The sequence below is a fragment of the Bacillus sp. GW823-FHT06A11 genome (assembly GCF_058795355.1).
Map to the genome: position 1 here is coordinate 208,710 of NZ_JBXAHS010000004.1, position 26,403 is coordinate 235,112.

Genomic DNA, 26,403 nt, shown 5'->3' on the forward strand with positions numbered 1-26,403 from the left:
AGTAACGGAAGAAGAAAAAGCGAAAGCCAAGGCGAAGGCAGCAGCAGCTGCAAAAGCAAAAGCGGCGGCGTTAGCGAAACAGAAAAGAGAAGGGACAGAAGAAGTAACAGAAGAAGAAAAAGCGAAAGCCAAGGCGAAGGCGGTGGCGGCGGCCAAGGCAAAAGCGGCAGCGGCTGCAAGAGCGAAGACAAAGGGAGCTGAAGGTAAGAAAGAGGATGAGCCGAAGCAGGAAGAACCGTCCGTAAATCAACCACATTTAAATCAGTATGTTGAGGCTATTAGGGAGAAGTTAGGAGAGGGTGTATTAGTAGATTCCTATATTAATAAATTGTCAAAGGATGTGCCAACTCTTGTGGTGGATCCCGCAAAATATTATGAAGTGATGGAGTCACTGCGATTCCATGAGGGACTTGCTTTTGATTATATGTCAGAGCTACATGCGACGGATTTTGTGACACATATGGAAGTGTATGTTCATTTGTTTTCATATGGTAAGAAACAATCGGTAGCGGTGAAGGTAAAACTAGACCGGGAAGCGCCGCAAGTCGAGTCTGTGACAGCGCTTTGGAAAGGGGCTGACTGGCCGGAGAGAGAAGCGTACGATTTGCTAGGCATTGTATTTAAAGGGCATCCGAATTTAACGCGTATTTTAATGCCAGATGATTGGGTAGGATATCCGCTTAGAAAAGACTATGAACCGTATGATGTGGAGGTGTAGCTATGATCCGCACGGAAGAGATGCTTTTGAATGTAGGACCTCAGCATCCGAGTACACATGGTGTGTTCAGGCTCGTAATTAAGATAGACGGGGAAATTATTAAAGAAGCTACACCGGTTATTGGGTATTTGCATCGCGGGACGGAAAAGATTGCTGAGAGCTTACAGTATACGCAAATTATTCCTTATACAGATCGAATGGACTATTTATCAGCCATGACGAATAATTACGTCATTTGCCATGCTGTAGAGACGATGATGGGGCTTGAAATTCCAGAGCGTGCCGAATATTTGCGAGTACTTGCGATGGAGCTTGGAAGAATTGCAAGCCATCTCGTTTGGTGGGGGACGAATCTTCTTGATATAGGAGCGGTCAGCCCGTTTCTGTACGCGTTTCGTGAACGAGAGATGATTATAAATTTATTAAATGAATTATGCGGTGCACGGCTTACTTTTAATTATATGAGAGTTGGTGGTGTGAAGTGGGATGCGCCAGATGGTTGGATTGAAAAGGTGGAAGAGTTTGTTCCGTATATGAGAGAGCAATTGGCAGGTTATCATGATCTTGTTAGCGGTAATGAGATTTTCTTAAATCGTGTGAAAGGCGTTGGTATATATAGCGCGGAAGAAGCGATTTCGTATTCTTTAAGCGGAGCAAATTTGCGGTGCACTGGAGTAAACTGGGATCTTCGCAAAGATGAGCCATATTCGATTTATGATCGTTTTGATTTTGATATTCCTGTTGGAAGCGTGGGAGATGCTTGGGATCGCTACGTTTGCCGAATGCAAGAAATCGAGGAGTCTTTAAAGATTGTTGAGCAAGCGGTTCAGCAGTTCCCGAAAGATGGAGCTGTGCTGGCAAAAGTACCGAAAATTATTAAGGCACCTAAGGGAGAAGTGTTCGTACGTATAGAATCGCCGCGCGGAGAGATTGGTTGTTATATCGCAAGTGATGGAAAGAAAGAGCCGTACCGTTTGAAGTTTCGTAGACCATCTTTTTATAACTTGCAAATTTTACCGAAGTTATTGAAAGGTGAAAACATCGCTAATTTAATTACGATTTTAGGTGGAGTTGATATTGTACTTGGGGAGGTTGATGGCTAATGATTGAGACGCTCTTACAATCACCTTCAAGCTGGACGAATTTCTTCATTTTTTTCGGATTAGCGGTGCTTCTACTATTTGCAGTCCTTGGCTTCGTTACATATGGAATTTTGGCAGAACGGAAAGTGATGGGGTTTATGCAAGGGCGGATTGGACCAAACCAGGTTGGAGGCCGATTTGGTTTACTGCAAACGGTAGCTGATGTTTTAAAACTATTATTGAAAGAAGATAGTATTCCGAAAGCAGCAGATAAACCGCTGTTTATATTAGCGCCTGTTATTGCATTTGCACCAGCATTTATGGTGCTTGCAGTTATCCCGTTCACTGATAAATTTCAATTTGCAGATATTGGAGTCGGGCTACTTTATTATATTGCTGTTTCCGGTATTACGACGATAGGTGTTGTAACTGGGGGATGGGCATCGAATAATAAATATTCCCTTTTAGGAGGGATGCGTGCGGCGGCGCAAATGATTTCTTATGAGATTCCGCTCGTAATGAGTGTAATTGGTATCGTTTTGCTAGCTGGTAGCCTGAATTTAAATGAGATTGTAGCGGCGCAGGAGAAGGTTTGGTACATTTTCGTACAGCCAATTGGCTTCGTCGTTTTCTTAATCGCAGCAGTGGCAGAGTTAAATAGGACGCCATTCGATTTGCCAGAAGCGGAGTCAGAACTTGTTTCTGGATACCATACGGAATACTCAGGTTTTCGCTGGGCGTTTTTCATGCTTTCAGAGTACGTATATTTCTTCGGGATGGCATCGTTAATTACAGTGCTCTTTTTAGGAGGCTGGAATCCAGTCATGTTTCTTGGATTTATCCCAGGTGCCGTATGGTTTGCTTTGAAATTTAGCAGTGTAGTCTTTCTATTAATTTGGTTCCGCGTTACGTTCCCACGTATAAGAGGTGACCAGTTAATGGAGTTTGGATGGAAAGTATTATTGCCGATTGCACTTGCAAATATTTTCTTAACGGCATTGATTAAGGAGTTATTCTTCTAATCTATGAGGGGGGTGCCAGTAAGAGATGAAAGGACTATTTAAAGGATTAAAATATACATTAAGTAATTTGAGCAAGAAGAAGGTAACGTATGATTATCCAAATCAGCCGTTGCCGTTGCCAGACCGTTTTCGGGGGATTCAAAAATTTTATCCGGAGAAATGTATTGTTTGTAATCAATGCTCTAACATTTGTCCGACAGACTGTATTCAGTTAACAGGAAAGAAACATCCAGATCCTACGAAAAAAGGAAAAATTATCGACACGTATGATATTAATTTTGAAATTTGTATTCTTTGTGATTTATGTACAGAAGTTTGCCCGACAGAGGCAATTGTCATGACAAATAACTTTGAACTCGCGGAATATTCACGTGATGACTTATTTAAAAATTTGCAGTGGCTTGACGAAAACGACGAAAACGTCAGGAAGGAGAATAAGGCATGAATGGCGAGTTTGTAGCATTCTTTATACTATCCTTGTCTGCAATTATCGGCGGTGTTCTTATGTTGAACTTAACGAAAGTTATGCACATGATGCTAGCTCTCGTTCTGACATTTCTCAGCATTGCAGGTTTGTATTTTCTTTTATCAGCTGAATTTATAGGCGTTGCACAAATTTTACTTTACTCTGGTGCAATCACAATTATTATGATTTTCGGCATTATGTTAACGAAACATAACGCGGAAAATGAATCGCGTCTTACTCTTCGAAAGTGGATTATCTTCTTTGCAGTTGTAGCATTTGGAGCGGTTATGTATTTCGCTGTTAATAATGTTGATTTTGCAAATGAAAGCACACAAGGAAGTTTACCTCTCCATGAAAACAACACACTTCAAATCGGTACGCTTCTCTATTCAAAATATATTATTCCATTTGAACTAACTTCAGTTATTTTACTTGTAGCACTCGTTGGCGCGATTATACTTGCGAAAAAGGACGAGAAAGAGGAGGATTCCAATGAGTAGCGTTCCGGCTTCTGCATATTTAACACTTGCGATTATTTTGTTTTGCATCGGTCTATTTGGAGCTTTAACAAAGCGGAATACAGTAATCGTATTAGTTTGTATCGAATTAATGCTGAATGCTGCCAATTTAAACTTAGTGGCGTTTAGTAAATTAGGCCTATTTCCGAATTTAACAGGTCAAATTTTCTCACTGTTTACGATGGCTGTAGCGGCAGCAGAAGCGGCGGTAGGACTCGCTATTTTAATTGCTTTGTATCGTAATCGTACGACAGTTCAGGTAGATGAAATGGATACGCTCAAAGGATAGCATTGTGACCGAAAAAGGGGGAAGGAAACAATGATCGATTATGCATGGCTCATACCGCTTTTCCCACTCGTTTCGTTTTTGTTACTTATTATATTCGGGAAGAAAATTAGAGAAGGAAGCAGCGTACTTAGTATTTTTTTCGTCTTTCTCTCCTTTATACTTGCGGTACTTGTGTTAATAGAAAGGTTTTCAGAAGCAAGCGTGAAGCATAAGTGGGTGTGGCTTAGAGCTGGAGATGTGGATATATCATTCGGCTTTGAGGTGACTGCATTAGGAGCTTTAATGTTATTTATCGTTACGCTTGTGAGTCTGCTTGTACATGTGTATTCGAAAGGTTATATGAAAGGTGATGAACGATTACCAACCTTTTACGCATATTTAGGACTCTTTACATTTGCGATGTTAGGGCTTGTTATATCAACGAATTTATTACAGCTTTATATATTTTGGGAATTAGTTGGCCTTGGCTCATTTTTACTTATCGGTTTTTATTTCTTTAAAGAAGAAGCGAAGGCTGCTGCAAAAAAGGCTTTTATTATGACCCGTATTGGGGATGTTGGTTTATTTATCGGGATGATTTTAATTTTTTGGTACGCAGGTAGTTTTGAATATGACGCAATATTTAGGGCGATTTATACAGGGGATTTACCTCCTTACATGATTACGATAACAGCAATATTAATTTTTATCGGGGCGATGGGGAAATCAGGTCAGTTCCCGCTTCATACGTGGTTGCCAGATGCAATGGAGGGGCCAACGCCTGTTTCGGCACTTATTCACGCCGCGACGATGGTTGCAGCAGGCGTATATTTAGTAGCGACGATGTTCCCTCTATTTTCAGCAAGTACAGTGGCGATGCAGACCGTGGCAATCGTTGGAGCTTTCACTGCAATCTTTGCGGCCTCTATCGGTCTCGTGCAAACAGATATAAAGAGAGTACTTGCTTATTCTACAGTTAGCCAGCTTGGATATATGATGCTTGCGTTAGGTTCTGCAGGTTATGTAGCCGGTGTCTTCCATTTAACGACACATGCTTTTTTTAAAGCACTACTATTTTTGGCAGCAGGAAGTGTAATTCATGCAGTGCATACGCAAAACATTAATAAAATGGGCGGTTTACAGAAGAAGATGAAAGTAACTGGTACGCTATTTCTAATAGGTACCCTTGCCATTAGCGGTGTTCCGCTCCTTTCCGGTTTTTTCAGCAAAGATGAAATTTTAGCGGCGACTTGGATGAATGGCAATTACGTTTTATTTACTTTAGCAGTAATTGCGGCGTTTTTGACAGCGTTTTATATGTTCCGCCTATACTTTCTTGTCTTTACCGGAGAAACGAAGACGAAGGAAGATGTGCATGAGTCGCCCCGCGTTATGACGTATCCAATGATTGTTCTCGGCGTTCTCGCAGTAGTGGCAGGATATATAAATACACCATGGTTCGGTACGTTTCTCGGAGATTGGTTGACAAAAGATGTAGGGTTCAAGGTTGAAGAAGCGCATGGGCCAGTTTGGATTATGATTGTTGCGACGCTCGTTTCATTTGCGGGAATCGCTCTTGCATATTTCATATATGGCAAGAAATCAATTTCTAGAGATTGGGCTGGGGGTACGGAAACCTCGCTTTATAATCTTTTGAAGGAAAAATATTATGTGGATGAACTATACAACATGACGGTGATCCCTATTACAAAAGGAATCGCTCATGTGCTTCGCTTATTTGAAGTGTATGTAGTCGAGGGAATTGCAGTTTTAATTGGAAGCGTAGTTAAAGGTACAAGTAATCTTGGATCGAAACTTCAAAACGGGAATGTACAAGTGTACGGTACTGTAACGGCGGTTTCGCTCGCTGTACTCGTCATTATTTTGCTCTATACAGGAGGGGATTTACGATGAATGATTTGTTGTTAACGTTCTTCATTTTTTCCCCGCTTTTAGGAATTTTATTGCTTGTATTAACACCGAAAAAGGAATTGCGTACAGTGCGGGCGCTTGGCTTATTTGGGACGGCACTTCCATTTGGAATCGCTATCGTCCTCGCTTGTACATATGCTTCTGGAAAGAGTTTGTCACTATTTGATGAAAAGGTGAAATGGATTAAGTTCGGAGATTTTACAGCGGTGGATAAAAGGTGGTTTTCTATTTATTACGAGCTCGGTATTGATGGTTTGTCGCTTGTTATGATGGTGCTGACGGCTCTTCTAGCGATGCTCGCAGCAATTGCAGCCTTTTCTATTAAAAGAAATTTAAAAGCATTTTATATGCTGTTACTCATGCTAGAAATAGGGATGCTCGGCGTCTTTGCTGCTCAAAATCTAATGTTGTTTTTTATCTTCTTTGAAATTACGTTGCCACCAATGTTCTTATTGATTGGGAAGTGGGGGAAATTGTCGAGCGAAAAGGCTGCGTATAGTTATTTAATATATAACGGTATTGGCTCAGCTATTTTGCTCATTGTTTTCTCAATTTTGTTCGCGAAAACAGGTACAACAAATATTGTGGAGCTGAAAGAGATATTAAGAAGCGTAAGTGCAGAAGGAGAACTCATCATCCCAAGTAGCTTGCAGCTTGGTGTATTTATTTCCATAATGATTGCCTTTGCAATTAAACTACCTGTTTTTCCGTTGCACCGTTGGATGGTCAATGTGCACATAGAAGCGCATCCAGCTGTAGTTATGCTTCATGCTGGAGTTTTGCTGAAGATTGGAGCATACGGTATTATTCGCTTTGGAAAAGGGCTATTCCCGGAATATTTTCACGATGTTGCAACGCTAATTGCGATATTAGGTGTAATTAATTTATTATACGGTTCCTTTTTAGCGCTCATCCAAACGGACTTTAGGAAAGTACTGGCTTACTCTAGTATTTCGCATATGGGAATTGTGTTAATGGGACTTGCGTCACTTAATGCACCGGGTACACAAGGGGCGTTATTCCAGGTTGTATCGCACGGTTTAATTGCAGCCTTGCTGTTTTTCTTACTCGGTGTTATAGAACAACGTTTCGGAACATCAGAAATTACAGCGCTTGGTGGACTCGCAAAAAGTGTCCCAGTACTTAGCGGCTTCTTCTTAGCAGGAGGAATGGCATCGCTTGGATTACCAGGGATGTCTGGGTTTGTTAGCGAATTTCTTGCCTTTCTCGGTTTATTTCAAGGAGAGCCCGTCATTGCTGCAGTCGGTGTGATTGGCATCATTTTAACTGCTGTATACGTATTAAGAGCGACACTTCAAGTGACATTTGGAAAGAAAGAGTGGGAAGAAAAATCTGATATACATGGATGGGAGTACGTCCCTGTTTTACTACTTATCTTTTGTATTATTGTAATTGGAGTTATGCCAGAGATACTAGGGGATCCGCTTCAAAATACATTGAAAACATTGGGGGTGAAGTAGGATGGATATGAATACGTTACTTAGCTTATCGTGGCATCTAATGGTGCCAGAATTTATTATTCTCGGGGCCGCCATCCTTCTTTCCATATGTGATTTGTTTTTTAAGCTGAACCATAGATATGTAGCTCTTGGTGCGATTGCTGCCATCGTATTAGCAATTGTTTCATTAATTACGCTATATAGCGAACCAGCTGGAGATATTTTAAATGGATCGTTTGTGTTAGATGGATTTTCAAAAGGGTTTAAAACGTTGTTATTAGGCGCCTCAGCGCTCATTTTATGCATCGCAATGAGCGATGATAAGAAGAATCCGATTGAAGATAAGGGCGAATATTATTACTTATTTTTAATGGCACTTCTTGGTGCGATGTTCATGGCTTCTAGTGTTGACTTTATCACCCTTTTCGTTGGTTTAGAGTTACTTTCACTTTCTTCTTATATTTTAGTCGGAATACGAAAAAAGAACCGTGCATCAAATGAAGCGGCAATGAAATATGTCATTAGCGGAGGAATTGGAACGGCGATCACGCTCTTTGGAATGAGTTATTTATACGGTATTACAGGTTCAACTAACATTGTAGATATGCAAAAGGTACTCACTGGGGAGCTCGCTAGTGGTATTCAGTTATTGCTAGCTCTGGCATTTCTTTTATTGCTAGTCGGTCTCTCATTTAAAATTGCCACAGTGCCGTTTCATATGTGGGCACCTGATGTGTATGAAGGAGCGACTACACCTGTTACCGCTTTTCTTGGAACGATTTCTAAAATTGCTGGGTTCCTACTCATTATTCGTTTGTTCCTTATGGTTTTTGCAAGTGTATTAATACAAGGAGATATGCAATCTTTATATGGGCATATGAGTATATATATTGCGGTGCTAGCAAGTATTACGATGATTGTTGGGAATGTAGTCGCGTTAAAACAATACAACGTAAAACGTTTATTTGCTTATTCAGGCATTGCGCATGCTGGGTATTTGCTCGTTCCACTTGTGGCATTATCACCATTTACGCTGGATAGCATGTGGTTTTATATGCTGGCATACATGCTTATGAATATAGGCGCGTTTGCCATTATCCACGGCTTAATCTTACAAAACGATAAGGAAAACATAACGATTTTCACCGGATTATATAAGAGATCACCATTTGCAGCGATCATGATGACAATTTTTATTTTATCGCTGGCCGGGATACCAGGGACGGCTGGCTTCATTGGAAAGATTAACATCTTTTTAGGCGCGCTTCATGTAGAGCCAGCACATTACGTACTAGCTTCGATTATGATGGGTACGACAGTTGTTTCATTCGTATATTATTTCCGTATTTTACAACAAATGTTTTTCCGCACCGGAGAGACAGAAGAGAGGATACGGTTACCGTTAAATATAAAGGTTGTTATGAGTCTTTGTGCAATTTCGATTGTAATACTAGGGATTATGCCGATGATTGGGTACAATTTCTTTTATGAATATTTTCCATTAATGAAAGATTTCTTCTTCTTAGGGAACGTGGTACAATAGTGAAAATAAAAGGTGTGGAGTCAGTACTCTGCGCTTTTTATTTTGTGTTAACTTGTAATGTAGATATACGTTTTTTGAAAGAAAATCACGATGTAAAATGTAAGATGTCTATTTGCATTTGAAAAAGTGTGGCTCCTACTTATTATGGTATCGTTTTTATATTCTTTCATAAGTAGTAGCTGAGTAAAAAGGGGTCGATTTTTTGGCACAACTTTTAGGGCAACAAGCACTGATTGCCATTGTTTCGCATTTATTGTTTATTACCATTACGTGGTGGGCTTTGCAAGGCATTCACATTGAGCGTTTAATGAAGTCCGGAAAAGTGCTGCAGACGCGAGTATTACTCATCTTAATTACAATTGCAATTGGGACATCTGTAAGTAACTTTTTCCTTGATTATTTAGGCTATTCGAAGAGTTTAACGTATTTAGTAAAGTAAGTGTATAGAACCTCAAATCTCCGTTAACAATGGGGATAGGAGGGGATGAAATTGAAGCTTAAAGCCATTCTTATTGTTGCACTTAGTGTTGTTTTATTTTTGGTTGGATATAGAGAGATGAAACCGATAAGCGATGAACAGAAAATGGAGAGCATGATCAAGGCTTTAGAGAAAAATGATGCTAAAGTAGAAAAATGGTCATGGTTAGCTAGAGAAACAAAAACAATTTCTAATATACATACGTTTCAAAAGTTGTTAAACGATGTGAAGGACAAGGCAAATATTCAAAAGTGGGAAGTAGAGCAATCTCCAGATGGATATAAAGCTACATCCTATAAAAAGTTTGCTTCTCATGAAGAACGAGTAGTAGTAACTTGGAGTAAAGAAAATACTAAAGAAAACACTTTCATTATCTTTGAAGTAAGTGGGGCGAAATGGGACCCGAAGTATGTTCAAAAAGTGAATAAAATTTTTAGTGAAAAACCTATAATTTACACTTGTGTTCAAGGTGTACTGAATGATAAGATTGAAGGTGTTTTGCAAAATAAAACCAATCAGGTTTTGAAAGATCTTTCAGCAAGAGCGATCGAACAAGTAGAAGAAAGAGCATTTGTGTCAGTCTCCGCATACAATAAAAAGTGGGATGACGCTCTTTCAACAAATAGAGAGAAAATAAATGTGCAAATAGCAATACGTTCTACAGACAACAAAGATACAATTGTGGTTGGCACACCGATCATAACTTCTGAGTATTGAGTGAATAGATACTGAAAAAAGGACACGGAGGGGAATAATTTGGAAAAGATCATCGTCCGTGGCGGAAAGCGGTTAAACGGCACAGTGCGTGTTGAGGGCGCAAAAAATGCTGTATTACCTATAATCGCTGCAGCCCTATTAGCGAGTGATGGAAAGAATGTACTATCTGAAGTACCAGTTTTGTCTGATGTATACACAATTAATGAGGTATTACGTCATTTAAATGCTGAAGTCGTATTTGAAAATAATCAAGTAACAATCGATTCTTCTAAAGAACTAAACATTGAAGCACCATTTGAATATGTACGTAAAATGCGTGCATCTGTTCAAGTAATGGGACCATTATTAGCACGTAACGGTCGTGCTCGTATTGCACTTCCTGGTGGATGTGCAATCGGTTCACGTCCAATTGACCAACATTTAAAAGGCTTCGAAGCAATGGGAGCAAAAGTACAGGTTGGTAACGGTTTTGTTGAGGCATATGTTGAGGGAGAACTAAAAGGAGCTAAAATCTACTTAGACTTCCCAAGCGTAGGCGCGACAGAAAACATTATGTCTGCAGCTACATTAGCAAAAGGGACAACAATTCTTGAAAACGCAGCGAAAGAACCAGAAATCGTTGACTTAGCTAACTTCTTAAATGCGATGGGAGCGAAAGTACGCGGAGCTGGAACTGGAACGATTCGTATCGAAGGCGTTGATAAATTATATGGTGCAAACCACTCTATTATTCCTGACCGTATTGAAGCGGGAACATTCATGGTTGCAGCAGCAATTACTGGTGGAGACATCTTAATTGAAAATGCTGTACCTGAACATTTACGCTCAATTACAGCGAAAATGGAAGAAATGGGTGTTAAAATTATTGAGGAAAACGAAGGTGTACGTGTTATCGGCCCAGATAAGTTAAAAGCGGTTGATATTAAAACTATGCCTCACCCAGGTTTCCCAACAGACATGCAATCACAAATGATGGCATTATTACTACAAGCTGATGGAACAAGCATGATTACAGAAACGGTATTCGAAAACCGCTTTATGCACGTTGAAGAATTCCGTCGTATGAATGCTGATATTAAAATTGAAGGTCGTTCTGTTATTATGAACGGTCCAAACAGCTTACAAGGTGCTGAAGTAGGCGCAACTGATTTACGTGCTGCAGCTGCATTAATCTTAGCTGGTTTAGTATCAGAAGGTTATACTCGTGTAACTGAGTTAAAACATCTTGACCGTGGTTATGTAGATTTCCATAAGAAATTAGCTGCATTAGGTGCAACTATTGAACGTGTAAACGAAAAAGTAGAAGAAGTGAAAGAACAAGAAGTTTCTGATCTTCACGCTTAATTGAAATAGTCTCTATGTCTTTTGACATAGGGGCTATTTTTTTTGGGTTATTACTGTTATAGTCAATAAATTCTATACTTATGCACGTACCAGTAAAAATATTTAGAAAATTTCCGTTTTATGCTCTTCCCCTTAAGTATGTTCTAAAAGAAAGAGTTGTTCCATAAGAATGAATGGAGTAAAGCTTTTATATTGGGGGAAAAATAGGATGAAATTTTCAAAGCCACTTTTTATTACAGTAGCGCTCTTAATAGCGCTCGTTATCATTGTACCTGCAGCCCTTGTTATCCCATTTGCGAAAGCAAAAGTAGGGGAAGAAACGGCCTCTAAAACTCCTCCAGCGATAGAAAGTATACCAGCTCCAGGAAAAGTAGATACAGCTGTTCAAGTTGCTGTATATCGTGAGAAACAAAAGAAGGTAGAATCATTACCTATGGAGGAGTATGTGACCGGTGTAGTAGCTTCTGAGATGAATGCCAGTTTTGAAATAGAGGCACTAAAGGCACAGGCATTAGCAGCAAGAACATTTGTAGTGCAACGTATGCTAAGCGGAGGAAAGAAAAATAATGCAGACGTGACAGATACGGTGAAAGATCAAGTGTACAAAAGCAAAGATGAATTGAAGAAGCAATGGGGCAATAACTACGAAAATAATTTGAAGAAAATCGAAGAAGCTGTTTCGAAAACAGCAGGACAAGTTTTAACGTATGATGGAAAACCAATTTCAGCATCCTTCTTTTCAACGAGTAATGGTCGAACAGAAAATGCAGCTGACTATTGGGGAAATGATTATCCGTACTTGAAAAGTGTAGATAGTCCGTGGGATCAAGCCTCACCAAAGTTTACGAGCGAGCAAACATTTACAGTAGCTGATTTTCAAAAACGTCTCGGTGTGAAAGTGCTAGCAGACGGGAAGGTTGGAAACATTAAAGACCTTACGGAAGGAAAGCGTGTAAAGGATGTAGCTTTTCAAGGAAAAACATTAACAGGAAAAGAAGTTCGTGAAAAGTTAGATTTACGTTCTTCTGATTTCACGTGGAAACAACAAGGAGATAAAATCATCGTTACGACGAAAGGCTTCGGTCACGGCGTTGGTATGAGTCAATACGGGGCGAACGGCATGGCAGCGGAAGGAAAGAAATATACAGATATCGTCGCTCATTACTATAAAGGCGTTGAAATAAAGACGATGAATGATTATGAAGGAAAATTGATGGTGAAGAAATAGGTGTCAGAACTCTGGCATCTATTTTTTTGTTTGAAATAGGATAATTTTCCATTAATTGTTTGATATAATAGGATAAAAAGTATTTGGAGGAGACGGAATGGCGCTACTGGAGTTGAAACAGTTAGAGAAGACGAACCAGTTACCAGAAATTGAGCTAAAGGTTGAAAAAGGACAATGTATTGTTTTGCAATGCAATAATCATACAGCTAAAGTGTTACACCGCATCATTATTGGTGAAGAAGAAGCTTCAACTGGCAATGTACTGTTTGAAGGAGAAGCAATTGGAAAGAAAAATTATTCCCGCATCGGTTTTTGTTTTTTGAAAGATGAAGCATATGATCGTTTGAAGGTGAAAGAATACTTTAAGTTTTTAATAGGGCTTTATGAATCAAAGATAAGTATAGAAGAAGTTGTGCAGCCTGTTGGTCTCCTAGATAGACTAAACGTTAAAATAGAAAAACTATCATTTTCAGAGAAGCGTCGTCTTCATATTGGACGAATTATGATTCATAATCCGGATTTAATCATTTTGGAAGAACCGGAGCAAAATGTAGATACAGAGAGTACGGTTATTATTCGAAAAGCAATCATGAAAATGAAAGAGCAAGGAAAGGCAATCTTTATTACGTCATCATTTCTATCGGATGCCCTTTCGTTAACAGAGGATGTATACATATTAAACAACGATGGTGTGAAAAAGATAGAAATTGAGCAAGAGGAAGTGGAAGAAGTCGATGAAGAAAAAGTCATTCAAATGATTCCGCAAATGAAGTTAGAAAGAATACCAGCGAAAGTGAACGATAAAATCATTTTACTTGATCCGATGGAAATTCATTTCATTGAAACGCAAAATGGAGTAACACATATTCACGTTCGTGAAGGCGATTTCGTATGTGCCTTAACATTAAGTGAACTAGAAGCGAGATTAACAGGTTTTGGTTTCTTTAGATGTCATCGCTCGTACCTTGTAAATTTACAAAGAGTACGAGAAGTGATTACATGGACTCGTAACAGTTTCAGTTTAATTTTGGATGACGAAAGAAAAAGTTCAATTCCGCTTTCAAAAGGACGAATGGATGAATTAAAAGGCGTGATTGGGCTATAAAAAGTGCTCCAATAAGCTCAACATGCGATTCATTCACCGGTAAAAATACTCCTTTTACCGGTATTTTACTGCGCCTACCCTTTGTTTTTCATATGATTGAGTCAAGAAAAGCGAAACAAACAAACGAAAAGCGCTAAAGCGACTTTCATCTATAAAGAAGAAAAACAAAGGGGATGAAGAAATGACATTGGCAATTGAAATGAAAGATGTAATGAAAAGTTTCGACGGAAAAACGGCACTTGGAAATGTAAATATTGAGGTGAAGCAAGGAGAGATTTTTGGATTCCTCGGACCGAGTGGATCTGGTAAGACGACAACAGTAAAAATTTTAACTTCTCAATTGCTTCATAGTGTTGGAACGGTAAGAGTATTAGGGAAAGATATTACAGGACCAAGTAGCATCGATTACAAACGAATTGGTATTTTAACAGATAACAGCGGCTTATATGAAAGACTTAGCATTTATGATAACTTATTATTATTTTGTGACTTATACGATTGCAAAAAAGAAAGAATCGATGAAGTACTAACACAAGTAAATTTATTAGATGATAAAAAAACACCAGTAAAGAAACTATCAAAGGGAATGAAGCAACGCGTCACACTGGCAAGAGCAATCCTTCATAAACCAGATATCCTCTTCTTAGACGAACCAACATCTGCACTCGATCCAGTAAACGTACAAAACATTCATAAAATCTTAAAAGACTTAAATGAAGAAGGAACGACGATTTTCTTAACGACGCACAACATGGATGAAGCAGAAACGCTTTGTAACCGTATTGCCTTCCTTTGTGGCGGAGAAATTGTAGCGCTGGATACGCCAGAGAACCTACGCTTACAATACGCTAAGGATCAAATACAGGTCGTATTAAAAGATAAACAAAAAGAAGTAGTGCAAAAAGATGAGTTAGGCGCAAAACGTATTTCAGAATGGATGAAGAAGGGCGAACTGTTATCTATTCATTCACACGAACCAACGCTAGGCGATATCTTTATTGAAGTTACTGGGAGGGGATTATAATGACATTTTCAATGAAACGGTTTTCGGCTATTGTAAGAAAAGAAATAAATGATGCAGGTAAAAACTCACAAGTTATATTAATGGCGCTATTACCTATTCTACTTGCTGTATTCTATAGTAATATGGATTCTATAAAAGAGTTCTTTGCAGGTTTTATTATTGTAATGACGATTACCATGGTGGGAAGTTATGTGCAAGCAATTATTATTGCAGAGGAGAAGGAAAAACACACGTTACGAGTATTGATGTTGTCTCCAGCAAGTCCAATAGAAGTTATTTTAGGGAAAAGTGTATTAACTGTATTTTTTGTACTAGCATCTAGTTTTATTAGTTTAGTGATTTTAGATACTTTTAAAGGAAATATTGGTATGCTAGTTATTATTATTTTAATAGGAACATTGTTATGTGTCGTTTTAGGTACTATAGTTGGCTTACTATCCCAAAATATAGCACAAACATCTATATTGGGGCTTCCGATTTTTATAATATTCATAATGGGGCCGATGTTAAAGGAAATGGTTAAGAATGAATTTATTATAAAAGTAGTTAATCTTCTTCCGACAAATCATGTTATGGAAGCATTGCAAAAAGTTATAAAGGGAGAAGGATTTATTGCGATTCAAGAACATATTTTAAACAATACAATTTGGACTATATGTCTTATCATTCTTTGTATTATGGTGTATAAAAAGAAACAATTAGACTAAAAACTGAGCTAAAAGTGCTCAGTTTTTTCTTTTTTCTATCATTTCCTCGGAAATTTTACAGTTCTTATACATATTTTTACAAATTTTGTCGAAAAGTAATTAGTTATACGTTGTATAGGATACGTGAATATTGTTCAAAATGATTGCTGAGGTGATGATGGAATGCGAGGAAGAAATAATAAAAAGTCGCAAAAGGTAGTACATTTATTTCAAAAAAGATGGGTGTTTCCGGCACTATACATTGCTTGTGCAGCGGTAATCTTAATGGTTGCGCTATGGTTCCAAGGAGCTAATCCGAAGAAGACTCCAAACCACGATCAAGCAACACCGTATACACAATCGGAAGATCCAGCAGTACCAGTAACGAAATCTTCAGAAGTAGTGAAAATGCCAGCTGCCGCGAATGCGGAAGTAGTCGTACAAAAGAAATTCTATGAAGATGCAGCAACTGAGGCGGAACAAGAAAAAGCACTTGTCTTTTATAACAACACATATTCCCCAAACAAAGGAATTGACATTGCTGCGAAGAATGGAAAAGAATTCAATGTTGCCGCTGCTTTAAGTGGTACAGTAACGAAAGCTGAAAAAGATTCACTTCTTGGTTATGTTGTAACAGTTGATAGTGGAAATGGTGTAGCGGTATCTTATCAAAGCTTAGGCAGTGTGAAAGTAGAAAAAGGTGCAAGAGTTGCACAAGGTGAAGTATTAGGAACATCCGGTCTAAGTGCAATGAATAAAGAGGCAGGCTCTCACGTTCACTTTGAAGTACGTAAAGACAATGTGGCTGTGAACCCTGAACGTTACTTAAATAAATCAGTAACAGAAATTAAAGCTGATGCAGGTGCTGCAAAGGCTACGAATGCTTCTGGTAAAAAAGCTGATGACAAATCTCAAAAAGAAGAGAAGTCAACGAGCACGAAACCAGAAAATAAAACAGAAGACAAGTCTCAAAAAGAAGAGAAATCAACAAGCGGTTCAACTAGTGACAAAAAAGAAGAACCGAAGAAAGAAGAAAAATCAACAAACGGTTCTACAGAATCATCTAACGATTCTTCTTCACAAGAATAAGAAAGTGAAAAAATCAGTTCTCATCAAGAGAATTGATTTTTTTATTTTTATATAAAAATAATCAATTTCGAGAAAAAAGTTGTAAAAACAAGGAAAAATGACGAGATTCTCGAATATATATTACAAAAGGGAGGGGATACTGTGTCATTTTTGTTTGTTCTGTCGACTGCTATTATTTTATTGTTTGTTTTATTCACTTTATATTATTATATTGCCGGTAAGAAAGAGGTTCCCCACCATCAGTTGTTAGAAGAAGAATTGGAACGAGAAGAATGACGCCTTTTATACAAGGTGTCATTTTTTTTGGCCATAATAGTCAGTTTTAACGTATTTCTCACAAAAAAACGTAATTTTTCTTAACTTAGTCCGCAAAAATAGTGAACATGTAGCATATATCAGTAGTGCGGGCAATACAATGGTATAAACCAAAGCAAAGAGAGTGTTTGAGGTGAGAAATCGTGAATCATTTCATTATAAATCCAAGAATGTTTAACGCTTACAAACAGCACTCACACTTACTTCTTAGTCGTATGCAGCGAGGCTCATTTCACCCTTCTCACATCCAAATTAGGGAGGCGAGTGGTGTGCACGATTACATCAAAGAGAGAACTATCAAGATTGGTAAGTATATCGTGGAGACAAGAAAGACAGTGCGTGTCATTGCAAAGGAATTTGGGGTATCAAAGAGTACAGTCCATAAAGATTTAACAGAACGTCTACCAGAGATTAATCCAGAGCTCGCAAATGAAGTAAAAGAAATTCTTGATTATCATAAGTCTATTCGTCATTTAAGAGGTGGAGAAGCAACAAAACAAAAGTATAGAAAAGAAGATGTAGAGAAGCCTGTACGTCAATAATGTTACAGTAGCAAACATTCCGTTCACATTCGGTAATATTTTTCAGAAGAATTCTTTTTGCGAATATTACGTTTCTGTTAAATTTATGATAAAATCAGAAATTAGGTGAAAAGAATTCGGGTGTAACCTGATTTTGAATATCGAGGAGGAAAAAACGGGAATGTTTGCGCGAGATATCGGAATTGACCTAGGTACGGCTAACGTATTAATTCATGTTAAAGGTAAGGGTATTGTATTAAATGAGCCATCTGTTGTGGCCATTGATCGTAATAGTGGTAAAGTATTAGCAGTCGGTGAAGAAGCGAGAAGTATGGTGGGACGTACGCCTGGTAATATTGTAGCAATTCGTCCACTTAAAGATGGTGTAATCGCAGATTTCGAAATTACAGAAGCAATGTTAAAGTATTTCATTAACAAATTGGACGTAAAGAGCTTCTTTTCAAAACCTCGTATTTTAATTTGTTGTCCAACAAATATTACATCAGTAGAACAAAAAGCAATTCGTGAAGCTGCTGAACGTTCAGGTGGTAAAACAGTATTTTTAGAAGAAGAACCAAAAGTAGCCGCAGTTGGTGCTGGTATGGAAATCTTCCAACCAAGCGGTAACATGGTTGTTGATATTGGTGGAGGTACAACAGATATCGCTGTACTATCTATGGGTGATATTGTTACCTCTTCCTCTATCAAAATGGCTGGCGATAAGTTTGATATGGAGATCTTAAACTATATTAAACGTAAGTATAAGCTATTAATCGGAGAACGTACTTCAGAAGATATTAAAATTAAAGTTGGTACAGTATTCCCAGGTGCACGTAGCGAAGAACTTGAAATTCGCGGACGTGACATGGTAACAGGCTTACCACGTACAATTACAGTATGCTCTGAAGAAATTACAGAAGCATTAAAAGAAAATGCAGCTGTTATTGTACAAGCTGCAAAAGGCGTATTAGAGCGCACACCACCAGAATTATCTGCAGATATCATCGATCGCGGTGTTATTCTAACAGGCGGTGGAGCTTTACTACACGGTATCGACATGCTTCTAGCAGAAGAACTAAAAGTACCAGTATTAATTGCTGAAAACCCAATGCACTGCGTTGCGGTTGGTACAGGTATTATGTTAGAGAATATCGACAGATTACCAAAGCGTGCTTTGAGATAATTTGAAAGAACTAAGGCTGATGCCTTAGTTCTTTTTTTCGTTTTTATATTTTTTTATTTTGTTTTTTTGCGAAAATGGAAGGAAAATAGAGAAATATGAAGGAAACAGGTAAAATATTCATATATATGGTTAAATTTAATATTTCCTTAATTGAAAACGTTTATAATATAATGAGTCGAATACGACATTAAGGCAAATAATGTTTCAATACATATTGCCTTTCCCTAATTTGGGCATACACTCTTTTCCACCTCCGTGTCAGTTGCAAAAATGTGCAACTATTTTAATGGAATAGAGTGTGTGCATTTTTTTTAGGAAGTTGTACTAAATATAAAATGTTACTTTGTAATGACAAACAATAAACAAAATGGGATAATAGCAATATGTCCAAGTGGTAAGACCAATATTACAAAAGGGGCGATTGTTACATGCTAAATATAGAACAAATTAAAGAAATCATTCCTCACCGCTATCCATTTTTACTTGTTGATAAAATATTAGAAGTAGATGAAGGAAAAAGAGCGGTTGGGATTAAAAATGTATCCGCAAACGAAGAATTCTTTAATGGACACTTCCCTGACTATGCAGTTATGCCTGGTGTACTTATTGTAGAAGCATTAGCACAAGTCGGAGCAGTTGCAGTATTAAAGAAAGAAGAAAACCGCGGAAGACTTGCTTTCTTTGCAGGTATCGACAATTGCCGTTTCAAAAAACAAGTACGCCCAGGTGATCAGCTTCGTCTAGAAGTAGAAATGACACGCGTACGCGGCCCAATTGGAAAAGGAAAAGCAATCGCAACAGTAGATGGTGAAGTTGCATGTGAGGCAGAAATTACATTTGCGATTGGTGATAAAAAAGAATAGATAGTACTAAAAAATCTCCTTGTAAAAAGACAAGGAGATTTTTTAAATTTCTGCTATATAACGATGAAACGATAATATACAAACTAATCAGAAAATTACTTGTGAATAGATGGAAATTACCATATACTTACTTTATTGTTTATCTAGAAAACAGGATAAGTGATAAAGGTAATAAAGAAATAAGGGCATTGTCATATTGTTAAGGTACTTAAATAAGACAAAGTAGAATGTTATTGATTATGATGAAATGTGGGGAAATCAGCAAGAATATTAATTAGACGTATGAAATCGAGCATAAGAGAGAGAAAAGGGAAATGTCGCATTTCACAAAAGGAGATTATGAATATGTTCGGGAGAAAGAAAAGAAAACCATTACGACAATTAATTACACATAAAGAGCCTAAATCGCGTATTACAGAACAATATCGTAACATTCGTACAAACATTGAGTTTACATCTGTAGATAATCATGTTCGTTCTATTATTGTTACTTCAGCAGATCCAGGTGATGGGAAAACAACAACAATCGCAAACTTAGCAGTTGTTTTCGGACAACAAGGAAAGAAAGTTTTATTAATTGGAGCTGACTTGCGTAAGCCGACGATACAAAACTTATTTGCCGTTCATAGTTCAAATGGGTTAACGAACTTATTATCAGGACAAGCAAAACTTATGCAATGCATTCAAAAAACAGATATAGAGAACGTATATTTAATGGCAGCAGGTCCAATCCCGCCAAACCCAGCAGAACTATTAGGGAGCCGGGCAATGGACGAGGCGTTGCTAGAAGCATATAACATGTTTGATATTATATTAATCGACACACCACCTGTCCTTGCGGTTACAGATGCACAAATACTTGCGAATAAATGTGATGGAATCGTACTCGTTGTACGAAGTGAAAAGACGGAAAAAGATAAAATCGTAAAAGCGAAACAAATATTAGATAAAGCATCAGGAAAACTACTAGGTGTTGTTTTGAACGATAAAAGAGAAGAAAAAGAGAAGTATGGTTATTACTAAAATATGAAAGAGCCAACAAAAAATGTTGGCTTTTTTGTTTTCTGAAAATTATTTATCAAGTTATACAGTGTAAAAAGCATGATATGATAAAATTTTTGGGAAATGATTGGAATGTGTTGTCATATTTAAGATTATTTTGTAAGATTAAACTTGTTTGTTATGAACAAATATAGAACTGAATTATTAAAAATAAAAAATGTAAGATTTATATGTTATAATTTTTCCTATGTGTAAATTTTAGAAAGTTGGAGGAACCTATGGAAGAAACAATTAGTTTAAAAGAGTTATTTCATATCTTAAAAAAACGTTTAGCAATGATCCTCGTAATCGCCTTTGGTGCAGCTATTGTAAGTGCTATCATTAGCTTTTTCTTCATGACACCAATCTATCAATCTTCGACGCAAATTCTTGTTAATCAGAAGAAGCAAGAAGGGGCAATGTTCCAAGCCGGTGAAGTTCAAACGAATATTCAATTAACGAATACATATAAGGTTATCATTAAAAGTCCAGTAATCTTAGAACAAGTGAATGAAAAATTAAATTTAAATATGACATCTCAAGCGCTAACAGGAAAGATTAATGTTGCGAATGAAAAGGATTCACAAGTAATCTCTGTAACAGCTGAGGATAAAGATCCAAAACTAGCTCGCGATATTGCGAATGCAACTGCAGATGTATTTAAAGGTGAAGTTGCAAAAATTATGAATGTTGATAACGTAACAGTATTATCTAAAGCAGAAGTTGCAGAAAATCAATCTCCAATTAAACCACGTCCAATGTTAAATGTGGCAATTGCTTTCGTTGTTGGTTTAATGGCTTCAGTTGGTCTTGCATTCTTACTAGAGTACTTAGATAACACAGTGAAAAAAGAAGAAGATGTAGAGAACTTACTTGGTTTACCAGTATTAGGTATTGTAGCTCGTATGGATGAAGAAACATTGAACGTGAAATCACACGCTCCATCATCAAGAAAAGTGAGGGGACAAACAATTGGCTCTTAATTTATTTAAAAAGAAAAAGAATCATCGTCAACGCCGTCAATTAATTGCTCATCAACAACCGAAATCACCAATTTCAGAACAATATCGTAATATTCGAACGAATATTGAATTTGCAGCTGTTGACACGAATTTACATTCATTAATGGTCACGTCTGCAAACCCAAGTGAAGGGAAAACGACAACGACAGCGAATATGGCTGTTGTGTTTGCTCAACAAGGAAAAAAAGTATTATTAATTGATGCAGATATGCGTAAACCAGCAATGCATCAAATGTTCCAAGTAGACAATATTTTTGGACTTACGAACGTACTAACACATAGTGAACATTTAGAAAAATGTGTACAAACGACATCTGTAGACAATCTGCACTTTTTAGCTTGTGGTCCAATCCCGCCAAATCCGGCCGAATTGTTAGGTTCGAAATCAATGAAAGAGCTTCTTGGGCAAGCATACAGTATGTACGATCTAGTTATTTTTGATATGCCACCAATTTTAGCTGTAACCGATGCGCAAATTATGGCAAATGTATGTGATGCTTCTATTCTTGTTGTTCGTAGTGAATCAACAGAAAAAGAGACAGCAGTGAAAGCAAAGGGATTGTTAGAATCGGCTAAAGGTAAATTGTTGGGCGTTGTTCTAAACGATCGTGAACGTGAAAACGGCTTATATTATTACTACGGTGCAAACTAATTAAAAGAGTGAGATATGATAAAAACATATCTCCTTTTTTCCCTTGAATATGAGCAATATCTCATATTCAAGGGAAAAAAGATTTTTATATGAGAGAGGGAGGATGAAACAAATGATAGATTTACATTGTCACATTTTACCTGGTATCGATGATGGTGCACAGACAGTGACCGATAGTTTAGCGATGGCACAGCAAGCAGTGTCAGAAGGAATACATACAATTGTCGCAACGCCGCATCATCAAAATGGAAAATATGTAAATGAACGTACCTCAATTATTCATCACGTAAAACAACTAAATGATGAACTACAACAACATAATATTCCACTTACCATTTTACCTGGGCAAGAGGTCAGATTATATGGTGATTTATTAGAAGACTATGAAGCTGGTAAAATCGTTACTTTAAATGAAACAAATAAATATATATTCATTGAATTTCCATCGAATCACGTACCTCGTTATGCCGAACAATTATTATACGAATTACGTGTAAAGGGAATGATTCCAATTATTGTTCATCCAGAACGTAATGCCGAGTTAATCGAGCGGCCAGATAAGTTATATAACCTTGTAAATAAAGGTGCATTAACACAAGTGACAGCAGGGAGTTTGCTTGGGAAATTTGGTAAAAAGATTAAAAAATTCTCAATACAGCTTGTAGAACATAATTTAACACATATGATCGCATCAGATGCGCATAACACGACATCGAGAGGATTTCATTTAGCAGAAAGCTATGAATTAATTGAGAAAGAATTTGGAATGAATGTTATGAGTGATTTGAAAGAAAATCCGTACTTATTAATTAGCGGGAAGGCAATTTACAAAGAAGATCCAGAACAAATTCGTCGTAAAAAATTGTTCGGTATTTTTTAAATAAAGAACTGGTGATGTCTCCTAACCTTTATCAATGGGGGCACTCGGTCGTGCTGTGGGTAGAAATTTTTATTTCGAACCTACCTTAGACGCTTGTCGTCGGGAGTATGACGTGAGGATGGGTTAGATGCCCATAATTTATTTATGTTAGAAACTCTACTTATGGAGTTGTAAAGACGACCCTATAAGTAGGGTTTTTGTTATTGTTACATATGGATATAATAATATGTTTGGGGGTACTAGATTTGAAAAAAGTAAGAAAAGCAATTATTCCAGCTGCGGGACTGGGGACAAGGTTTTTACCAGCAACGAAAGCGATGCCAAAAGAAATGTTACCTATCGTTGATAAACCAACAATTCAATACATAGTAGAAGAAGCGATAGAATCAGGAATTGAAGATATTATTATTGTTACTGGAAAAGGTAAACGTGCTATTGAAGATCATTTTGATCACTCTTTCGAATTAGAACAAAGCCTTTTAGAAAAAGGGAAGTATGAGATGCTTGAAAAAGTACAAGCTTCTTCGAAAATTAATATTCATTACATAAGACAAAAAGAACCAAAAGGTTTAGGACACGCAGTATGGTGTGCACGTAAGTTTATTGGAAATGAACCATTTGCAGTATTACTTGGTGATGATATTGTGCAAGCAGAAACGCCATGTTTACGTCAATTAATGAATCAATATGAAGGTACACAATCATCCGTTATCGGTGTACAAACAGTACCAGAAAATGAAACACATCGTTACGGTATTATTGATCCAGTTGAACGAAATGATCGCCGTTATCAAGTACACCAATTTGTTGAAAAGCCGGCTCAAGGAACTGCGCCATCAAATTTAGCAATTATGGGACGTTACGTATTAACACCAGAAATCTTTATGCTCCTTGAAGATCAACAAACAGGTGCTGGTGGGGAAATTCAGTTGACAGATGCAATTCAACGATTAAATGAAATTCAACGGGTATTTGCATATGATTTTGAAGGAAAGCGTTATGATGTTGGTGAGAAATTGGGGTTTATTAAGACGACAATTGAGGTGGCATTACAGCATAAGGAATTAAAAAAGCAATTAATAAAATATATGAATGATTTAGTACATAAAGAAATCAATGAATAAGATTATAAGGGAGAGGGAATATGAAGACTGGTGAAAATATAGCGAGAGAATATCAAGTTACATCAGATGATCAAATCGTTCAAGTTGAAAATAGACAATCCAAGTTATATTTAGGGAGTAAGTATATATTAGATGTTATATTCGCTTTACTAGGCTTGATTATATTGGCACCTGTTATGTTGATATTTAGTTTACTAATTATTTTAGAATCCCCAGGATCACCTTTCTATTTACAGGAAAGATTAGGCATAAACGGAAGGAAGTTTAATGTTATTAAATTACGTTCTATGAGAAATGATGCAGAAAAAAATGGTGCAAAATGGGCAGAGAAGAATGACCCACGTATTACAAAGATAGGATTATTTATTCGTAAGACGAGGATTGATGAGCTACCGCAATTATTTAATATTTTAAAAGGTGAAATGTCTCTTGTAGGACCAAGGCCGGAAAGACCTATGTTTACTGAGAAATTTGAGCGTGAAATTCCAGGTTTTAAAAAGAGACTAGAGGTAAAACCAGGACTGACAGGATGGGCGCAAGTAAATGGTGGTTATGAAATTACACCGAGAGAAAAGTTGAGGCTAGATATATATTACATTAACAACTCCAGTTTATTGTTGGATTTTAAAATTATATTAAAGACTATTAAGGTAGTATGCACAGGTGACGGAGCTAGATAATGTATCTTATAAATACAGGATGGTATTAGTATGAACTTACAATTAATTCTTAAAAATGCTTCATTTTTATTTGTAGGAAATGTGATGGTACGAATGTTAACCGCCATTTCAGCAATTGTTATAGCTAGGTATCTTGGGGTAGAACAATATGGTATTTTAAGTATTGCATTAGTATTTTCCACTTTTGCAAGTTCAATGACAGATCTAGGATTAACTCATACATTTATTAGGGAGGGTACCAAAGCTGATAAAGATATATCTAAACTTTTAAATAGCTATTTGGTAACAAGATTATTCATTTGTATATTCTCCTCTGTAATTGTATTTATTCTAGTGAGTTTTATGTATAGTCAGAAAGAAATGAAACAAGTAATTTTCCTGATGGTAATCCCTACAATATTTGGTGCAGCACTACAAAATGTAGGAGCGGTATATTATCAAATTATCGAAAAAATGAAATATACTGCAATTATTCGAATCATGGCAGGCTTAATTTCTGTCATAGGTCTTCTTATTGGAGTTTATTTTGGATATAGTCTTTTAATGGTAGCCTTAACTTATGGGCTATGTAGTATTTTAGGGGGTATTATAAGTATCTCTTTTGTCATTAATAAAATTAAATTGCATAAAGGATTAGATAATTCTATTTTAAATGGGTTAAGTGCTTTTACGTTAACTGCTTTTTTAACAATACTTATGCCTTTAATGGGACCTATTGCTTTAGAAAAGGTATCTAGTTTAGAACAGGTTGGCTATTTTAACGCTGCATTACGTATCCCCTCTGTTCTATATCAAATTCCAGGTATTGTAGCAGCAGCTTTTTATCCAGTTTTGTTTAAGCTTATTGATAGAAGTGAGCTAAAAAAACATGGAGAGGTAATAGTTATCGAAATCAAGTTAATGACTTTATTGTCTTTAATTATGGTTCTACCCATAATACTATTTCCAGAAGAAATTTCAGTTTTCCTGTTAGGGGAAAACTGGGTAGGAATTGCTAAAACTCTTTCTATTTTATCTATTATTGTTTTTATTCAATCAATTAACTTTCCTTTAGCGGATAGTTTAACAACTAAAGGTTTGCAAAAATATAGATCTATTGCATTATTAATTAGTTTTGGGACAGGTATTTTTGCGTACTCGTATTTTGGAAAGTTATACGGTAGTTTAGGAGCAGCAATCGCAGCTGTTTTAATAGAGATGGTACTATTACTGGGTTTAATAATTTTTAATAAGCAGGGAATATTTACTGTGTTTAGGGGTAGTTCTAAAAGTTTATTAAGTTTAATTTTTTTGTATGTCATAAATAAATTATTCCTAGGAAATATTAATATATTTATCTCATTAGTAATAAGTTATCTCATTGTTTTAATTGTTATTCTATCAGAAAAAGATTTAATAAAAAATATGATTCAAAAAAAGAAATCTATTATGTAGAGGAGGCT

28 protein-coding genes are annotated in these 26,403 nt (G+C 36.9%); all 28 read left to right on the plus strand.

From position 1 onward, the window contains the following. Positions 1-718, plus strand: a 718-nt coding sequence (locus AC1Q8L_RS20280; RefSeq protein WP_492339484.1) for an NADH-quinone oxidoreductase subunit C, incomplete at its 5' end; no start/stop codon positions are given. A 2-nt stretch (positions 719-720) separates the two neighbouring features. Then, on the plus strand, positions 721-1,821 hold the full coding sequence (gene nuoD / locus AC1Q8L_RS20285; RefSeq protein ID WP_086387501.1) for an NADH-quinone oxidoreductase subunit NuoD: 1,101 nt from the start codon (positions 721-723) through the stop codon (positions 1,819-1,821). Beyond that, positions 1,821-2,822, plus strand: a complete 1,002-nt coding sequence (nuoH, locus tag AC1Q8L_RS20290) for an NADH-quinone oxidoreductase subunit NuoH (RefSeq protein ID WP_000573426.1) — start codon at positions 1,821-1,823, stop codon at positions 2,820-2,822. The genes nuoD and nuoH overlap by 1 nt, the downstream gene beginning before the upstream one ends. A gap of 25 nt (positions 2,823-2,847) precedes the next feature. Then, positions 2,848-3,267, plus strand: coding sequence for an NADH-quinone oxidoreductase subunit NuoI (gene nuoI, locus AC1Q8L_RS20295; RefSeq protein WP_000677191.1), 420 nt, complete (start codon positions 2,848-2,850; stop codon positions 3,265-3,267). Beyond that, positions 3,264-3,788 carry an NADH-quinone oxidoreductase subunit J gene (locus AC1Q8L_RS20300; RefSeq protein WP_001012812.1) on the plus strand — a complete coding sequence of 175 codons (525 nt, stop codon included), beginning with the start codon at positions 3,264-3,266 and terminating at the stop codon, positions 3,786-3,788. Before nuoI ends, AC1Q8L_RS20300 begins: the two co-directional genes overlap by 4 nt. Beyond that, positions 3,781-4,095, plus strand: coding sequence for an NADH-quinone oxidoreductase subunit NuoK (gene nuoK / locus AC1Q8L_RS20305; RefSeq protein WP_000100079.1), 315 nt, complete (start codon positions 3,781-3,783; stop codon positions 4,093-4,095). Before AC1Q8L_RS20300 ends, nuoK begins: the two co-directional genes overlap by 8 nt. A gap of 30 nt (positions 4,096-4,125) precedes the next feature. Next, the gene (gene nuoL / locus AC1Q8L_RS20310; RefSeq protein WP_000568236.1) at positions 4,126-5,988 is read left to right on the plus strand and encodes an NADH-quinone oxidoreductase subunit L; all 1,863 of its coding nucleotides are present in this window, start codon (positions 4,126-4,128) and stop codon (positions 5,986-5,988) included. After that, entirely contained in the window at positions 5,985-7,487 is a 1,503-nt protein-coding gene (locus AC1Q8L_RS20315; RefSeq protein ID WP_000998941.1) for an NADH-quinone oxidoreductase subunit M, read from the plus strand. The genes nuoL and AC1Q8L_RS20315 overlap by 4 nt, the downstream gene beginning before the upstream one ends. A gap of 7 nt (positions 7,488-7,494) precedes the next feature. Further along, complete coding sequence (nuoN, locus tag AC1Q8L_RS20320) at positions 7,495-9,009, plus strand: NADH-quinone oxidoreductase subunit NuoN (protein ID WP_061661121.1); 1,515 nt, start codon at positions 7,495-7,497, stop codon at positions 9,007-9,009. Positions 9,010-9,211: 202 nt separating this feature from the next. Continuing rightward, on the plus strand, positions 9,212-9,448 hold the full coding sequence (locus AC1Q8L_RS20325) for a DUF1146 family protein (protein ID WP_000057889.1): 237 nt from the start codon (positions 9,212-9,214) through the stop codon (positions 9,446-9,448). A gap of 51 nt (positions 9,449-9,499) precedes the next feature. After that, on the plus strand, positions 9,500-10,204 hold the full coding sequence (locus AC1Q8L_RS20330; protein WP_000767913.1) for a YwmB family TATA-box binding protein: 705 nt from the start codon (positions 9,500-9,502) through the stop codon (positions 10,202-10,204). A gap of 39 nt (positions 10,205-10,243) precedes the next feature. Continuing rightward, positions 10,244-11,548 carry a UDP-N-acetylglucosamine 1-carboxyvinyltransferase gene (gene murA, locus AC1Q8L_RS20335; RefSeq protein WP_000411275.1) on the plus strand — a complete coding sequence of 435 codons (1,305 nt, stop codon included), beginning with the start codon at positions 10,244-10,246 and terminating at the stop codon, positions 11,546-11,548. A gap of 208 nt (positions 11,549-11,756) precedes the next feature. Further along, positions 11,757-12,776, plus strand: coding sequence for a stage II sporulation protein D (gene spoIID / locus AC1Q8L_RS20340; RefSeq protein ID WP_000672651.1), 1,020 nt, complete (start codon positions 11,757-11,759; stop codon positions 12,774-12,776). Positions 12,777-12,873: 97 nt separating this feature from the next. Continuing rightward, positions 12,874-13,881 carry a LytTR family transcriptional regulator DNA-binding domain-containing protein gene (locus AC1Q8L_RS20345; RefSeq protein WP_001185909.1) on the plus strand — a complete coding sequence of 336 codons (1,008 nt, stop codon included), beginning with the start codon at positions 12,874-12,876 and terminating at the stop codon, positions 13,879-13,881. A 181-nt stretch (positions 13,882-14,062) separates the two neighbouring features. Next, positions 14,063-14,905, plus strand: coding sequence for an ABC transporter ATP-binding protein (locus tag AC1Q8L_RS20350; RefSeq protein ID WP_000170823.1), 843 nt, complete (start codon positions 14,063-14,065; stop codon positions 14,903-14,905). After that, the gene (locus tag AC1Q8L_RS20355; RefSeq protein WP_000144418.1) at positions 14,905-15,612 is read left to right on the plus strand and encodes an ABC transporter permease; all 708 of its coding nucleotides are present in this window, start codon (positions 14,905-14,907) and stop codon (positions 15,610-15,612) included. Before AC1Q8L_RS20350 ends, AC1Q8L_RS20355 begins: the two co-directional genes overlap by 1 nt. A gap of 162 nt (positions 15,613-15,774) precedes the next feature. Further along, positions 15,775-16,680 carry a stage II sporulation protein SpoIIQ gene (spoIIQ, locus tag AC1Q8L_RS20360; protein WP_001214922.1) on the plus strand — a complete coding sequence of 302 codons (906 nt, stop codon included), beginning with the start codon at positions 15,775-15,777 and terminating at the stop codon, positions 16,678-16,680. A gap of 141 nt (positions 16,681-16,821) precedes the next feature. Further along, the gene (locus tag AC1Q8L_RS20365; protein ID WP_000008903.1) at positions 16,822-16,956 is read left to right on the plus strand and encodes a hypothetical protein; all 135 of its coding nucleotides are present in this window, start codon (positions 16,822-16,824) and stop codon (positions 16,954-16,956) included. Between the two features lie 308 nt (positions 16,957-17,264). Next, positions 17,265-17,537 carry a sporulation transcriptional regulator SpoIIID gene (gene spoIIID / locus AC1Q8L_RS20370; protein WP_000544012.1) on the plus strand — a complete coding sequence of 91 codons (273 nt, stop codon included), beginning with the start codon at positions 17,265-17,267 and terminating at the stop codon, positions 17,535-17,537. Positions 17,538-17,697: 160 nt separating this feature from the next. After that, a complete protein-coding gene (locus AC1Q8L_RS20375; RefSeq protein WP_000457978.1) occupies positions 17,698-18,699 on the plus strand; it encodes a rod shape-determining protein in 1,002 nt (333 codons plus the stop codon). A 428-nt stretch (positions 18,700-19,127) separates the two neighbouring features. After that, entirely contained in the window at positions 19,128-19,562 is a 435-nt protein-coding gene (fabZ, locus tag AC1Q8L_RS20380; RefSeq protein ID WP_000931959.1) for a 3-hydroxyacyl-ACP dehydratase FabZ, read from the plus strand. Between the two features lie 345 nt (positions 19,563-19,907). Beyond that, complete coding sequence (locus AC1Q8L_RS20385) at positions 19,908-20,585, plus strand: CpsD/CapB family tyrosine-protein kinase (RefSeq protein WP_142317960.1); 678 nt, start codon at positions 19,908-19,910, stop codon at positions 20,583-20,585. Between the two features lie 257 nt (positions 20,586-20,842). After that, the gene (locus AC1Q8L_RS20390; protein WP_000393141.1) at positions 20,843-21,586 is read left to right on the plus strand and encodes a YveK family protein; all 744 of its coding nucleotides are present in this window, start codon (positions 20,843-20,845) and stop codon (positions 21,584-21,586) included. Beyond that, positions 21,576-22,277: a CpsD/CapB family tyrosine-protein kinase gene (locus AC1Q8L_RS20395; protein ID WP_001207160.1), complete on the plus strand. Its 702-nt coding sequence runs from the start codon at positions 21,576-21,578 to the stop codon at positions 22,275-22,277. Before AC1Q8L_RS20390 ends, AC1Q8L_RS20395 begins: the two co-directional genes overlap by 11 nt. 112 nt (positions 22,278-22,389) lie before the next feature. Then, the gene (locus AC1Q8L_RS20400) at positions 22,390-23,157 is read left to right on the plus strand and encodes a tyrosine-protein phosphatase (RefSeq protein ID WP_000566202.1); all 768 of its coding nucleotides are present in this window, start codon (positions 22,390-22,392) and stop codon (positions 23,155-23,157) included. A 245-nt stretch (positions 23,158-23,402) separates the two neighbouring features. Continuing rightward, entirely contained in the window at positions 23,403-24,281 is an 879-nt protein-coding gene (gene galU, locus AC1Q8L_RS20405; RefSeq protein WP_000757810.1) for a UTP--glucose-1-phosphate uridylyltransferase GalU, read from the plus strand. Positions 24,282-24,301: 20 nt separating this feature from the next. After that, positions 24,302-24,961, plus strand: coding sequence for a sugar transferase (locus tag AC1Q8L_RS20410; protein ID WP_000847750.1), 660 nt, complete (start codon positions 24,302-24,304; stop codon positions 24,959-24,961). A gap of 30 nt (positions 24,962-24,991) precedes the next feature. Then, positions 24,992-26,395 carry an oligosaccharide flippase family protein gene (locus AC1Q8L_RS20415; RefSeq protein WP_001053221.1) on the plus strand — a complete coding sequence of 468 codons (1,404 nt, stop codon included), beginning with the start codon at positions 24,992-24,994 and terminating at the stop codon, positions 26,393-26,395. Positions 26,396-26,403 lie beyond the last annotated feature (8 nt).

What these genes read in the sequence shown, in the direction of transcription:
- nuoD (WP_086387501.1), top strand. Translation starts at nt 721, where the DNA reads ATGATCCGCACGGAAGAGATGCTTTTGAATGTAGGACCTCAGCATCCG.
- nuoH (WP_000573426.1), top strand. Translation starts at nt 1,821, where the DNA reads ATGATTGAGACGCTCTTACAATCACCTTCAAGCTGGACGAATTTCTTC.
- nuoI (WP_000677191.1), top strand. Translation starts at nt 2,848, where the DNA reads ATGAAAGGACTATTTAAAGGATTAAAATATACATTAAGTAATTTGAGC.
- AC1Q8L_RS20300 (WP_001012812.1), top strand. Translation starts at nt 3,264, where the DNA reads ATGAATGGCGAGTTTGTAGCATTCTTTATACTATCCTTGTCTGCAATT.
- nuoK (WP_000100079.1), top strand. Translation starts at nt 3,781, where the DNA reads ATGAGTAGCGTTCCGGCTTCTGCATATTTAACACTTGCGATTATTTTG.
- nuoL (WP_000568236.1), top strand. Translation starts at nt 4,126, where the DNA reads ATGATCGATTATGCATGGCTCATACCGCTTTTCCCACTCGTTTCGTTT.
- AC1Q8L_RS20315 (WP_000998941.1), top strand. Translation starts at nt 5,985, where the DNA reads ATGAATGATTTGTTGTTAACGTTCTTCATTTTTTCCCCGCTTTTAGGA.
- nuoN (WP_061661121.1), top strand. Translation starts at nt 7,495, where the DNA reads ATGAATACGTTACTTAGCTTATCGTGGCATCTAATGGTGCCAGAATTT.
- spoIID (WP_000672651.1), top strand. Translation starts at nt 11,757, where the DNA reads ATGAAATTTTCAAAGCCACTTTTTATTACAGTAGCGCTCTTAATAGCG.
- AC1Q8L_RS20345 (WP_001185909.1), top strand. Translation starts at nt 12,874, where the DNA reads ATGGCGCTACTGGAGTTGAAACAGTTAGAGAAGACGAACCAGTTACCA.
- AC1Q8L_RS20350 (WP_000170823.1), top strand. Translation starts at nt 14,063, where the DNA reads ATGACATTGGCAATTGAAATGAAAGATGTAATGAAAAGTTTCGACGGA.
- AC1Q8L_RS20355 (WP_000144418.1), top strand. Translation starts at nt 14,905, where the DNA reads ATGACATTTTCAATGAAACGGTTTTCGGCTATTGTAAGAAAAGAAATA.
- spoIIQ (WP_001214922.1), top strand. Translation starts at nt 15,775, where the DNA reads ATGCGAGGAAGAAATAATAAAAAGTCGCAAAAGGTAGTACATTTATTT.
- AC1Q8L_RS20375 (WP_000457978.1), top strand. Translation starts at nt 17,698, where the DNA reads ATGTTTGCGCGAGATATCGGAATTGACCTAGGTACGGCTAACGTATTA.
- fabZ (WP_000931959.1), top strand. Translation starts at nt 19,128, where the DNA reads ATGCTAAATATAGAACAAATTAAAGAAATCATTCCTCACCGCTATCCA.
- AC1Q8L_RS20385 (WP_142317960.1), top strand. Translation starts at nt 19,908, where the DNA reads ATGTTCGGGAGAAAGAAAAGAAAACCATTACGACAATTAATTACACAT.
- AC1Q8L_RS20390 (WP_000393141.1), top strand. Translation starts at nt 20,843, where the DNA reads ATGGAAGAAACAATTAGTTTAAAAGAGTTATTTCATATCTTAAAAAAA.
- AC1Q8L_RS20400 (WP_000566202.1), top strand. Translation starts at nt 22,390, where the DNA reads ATGATAGATTTACATTGTCACATTTTACCTGGTATCGATGATGGTGCA.
- AC1Q8L_RS20410 (WP_000847750.1), top strand. Translation starts at nt 24,302, where the DNA reads ATGAAGACTGGTGAAAATATAGCGAGAGAATATCAAGTTACATCAGAT.
- AC1Q8L_RS20415 (WP_001053221.1), top strand. Translation starts at nt 24,992, where the DNA reads ATGAACTTACAATTAATTCTTAAAAATGCTTCATTTTTATTTGTAGGA.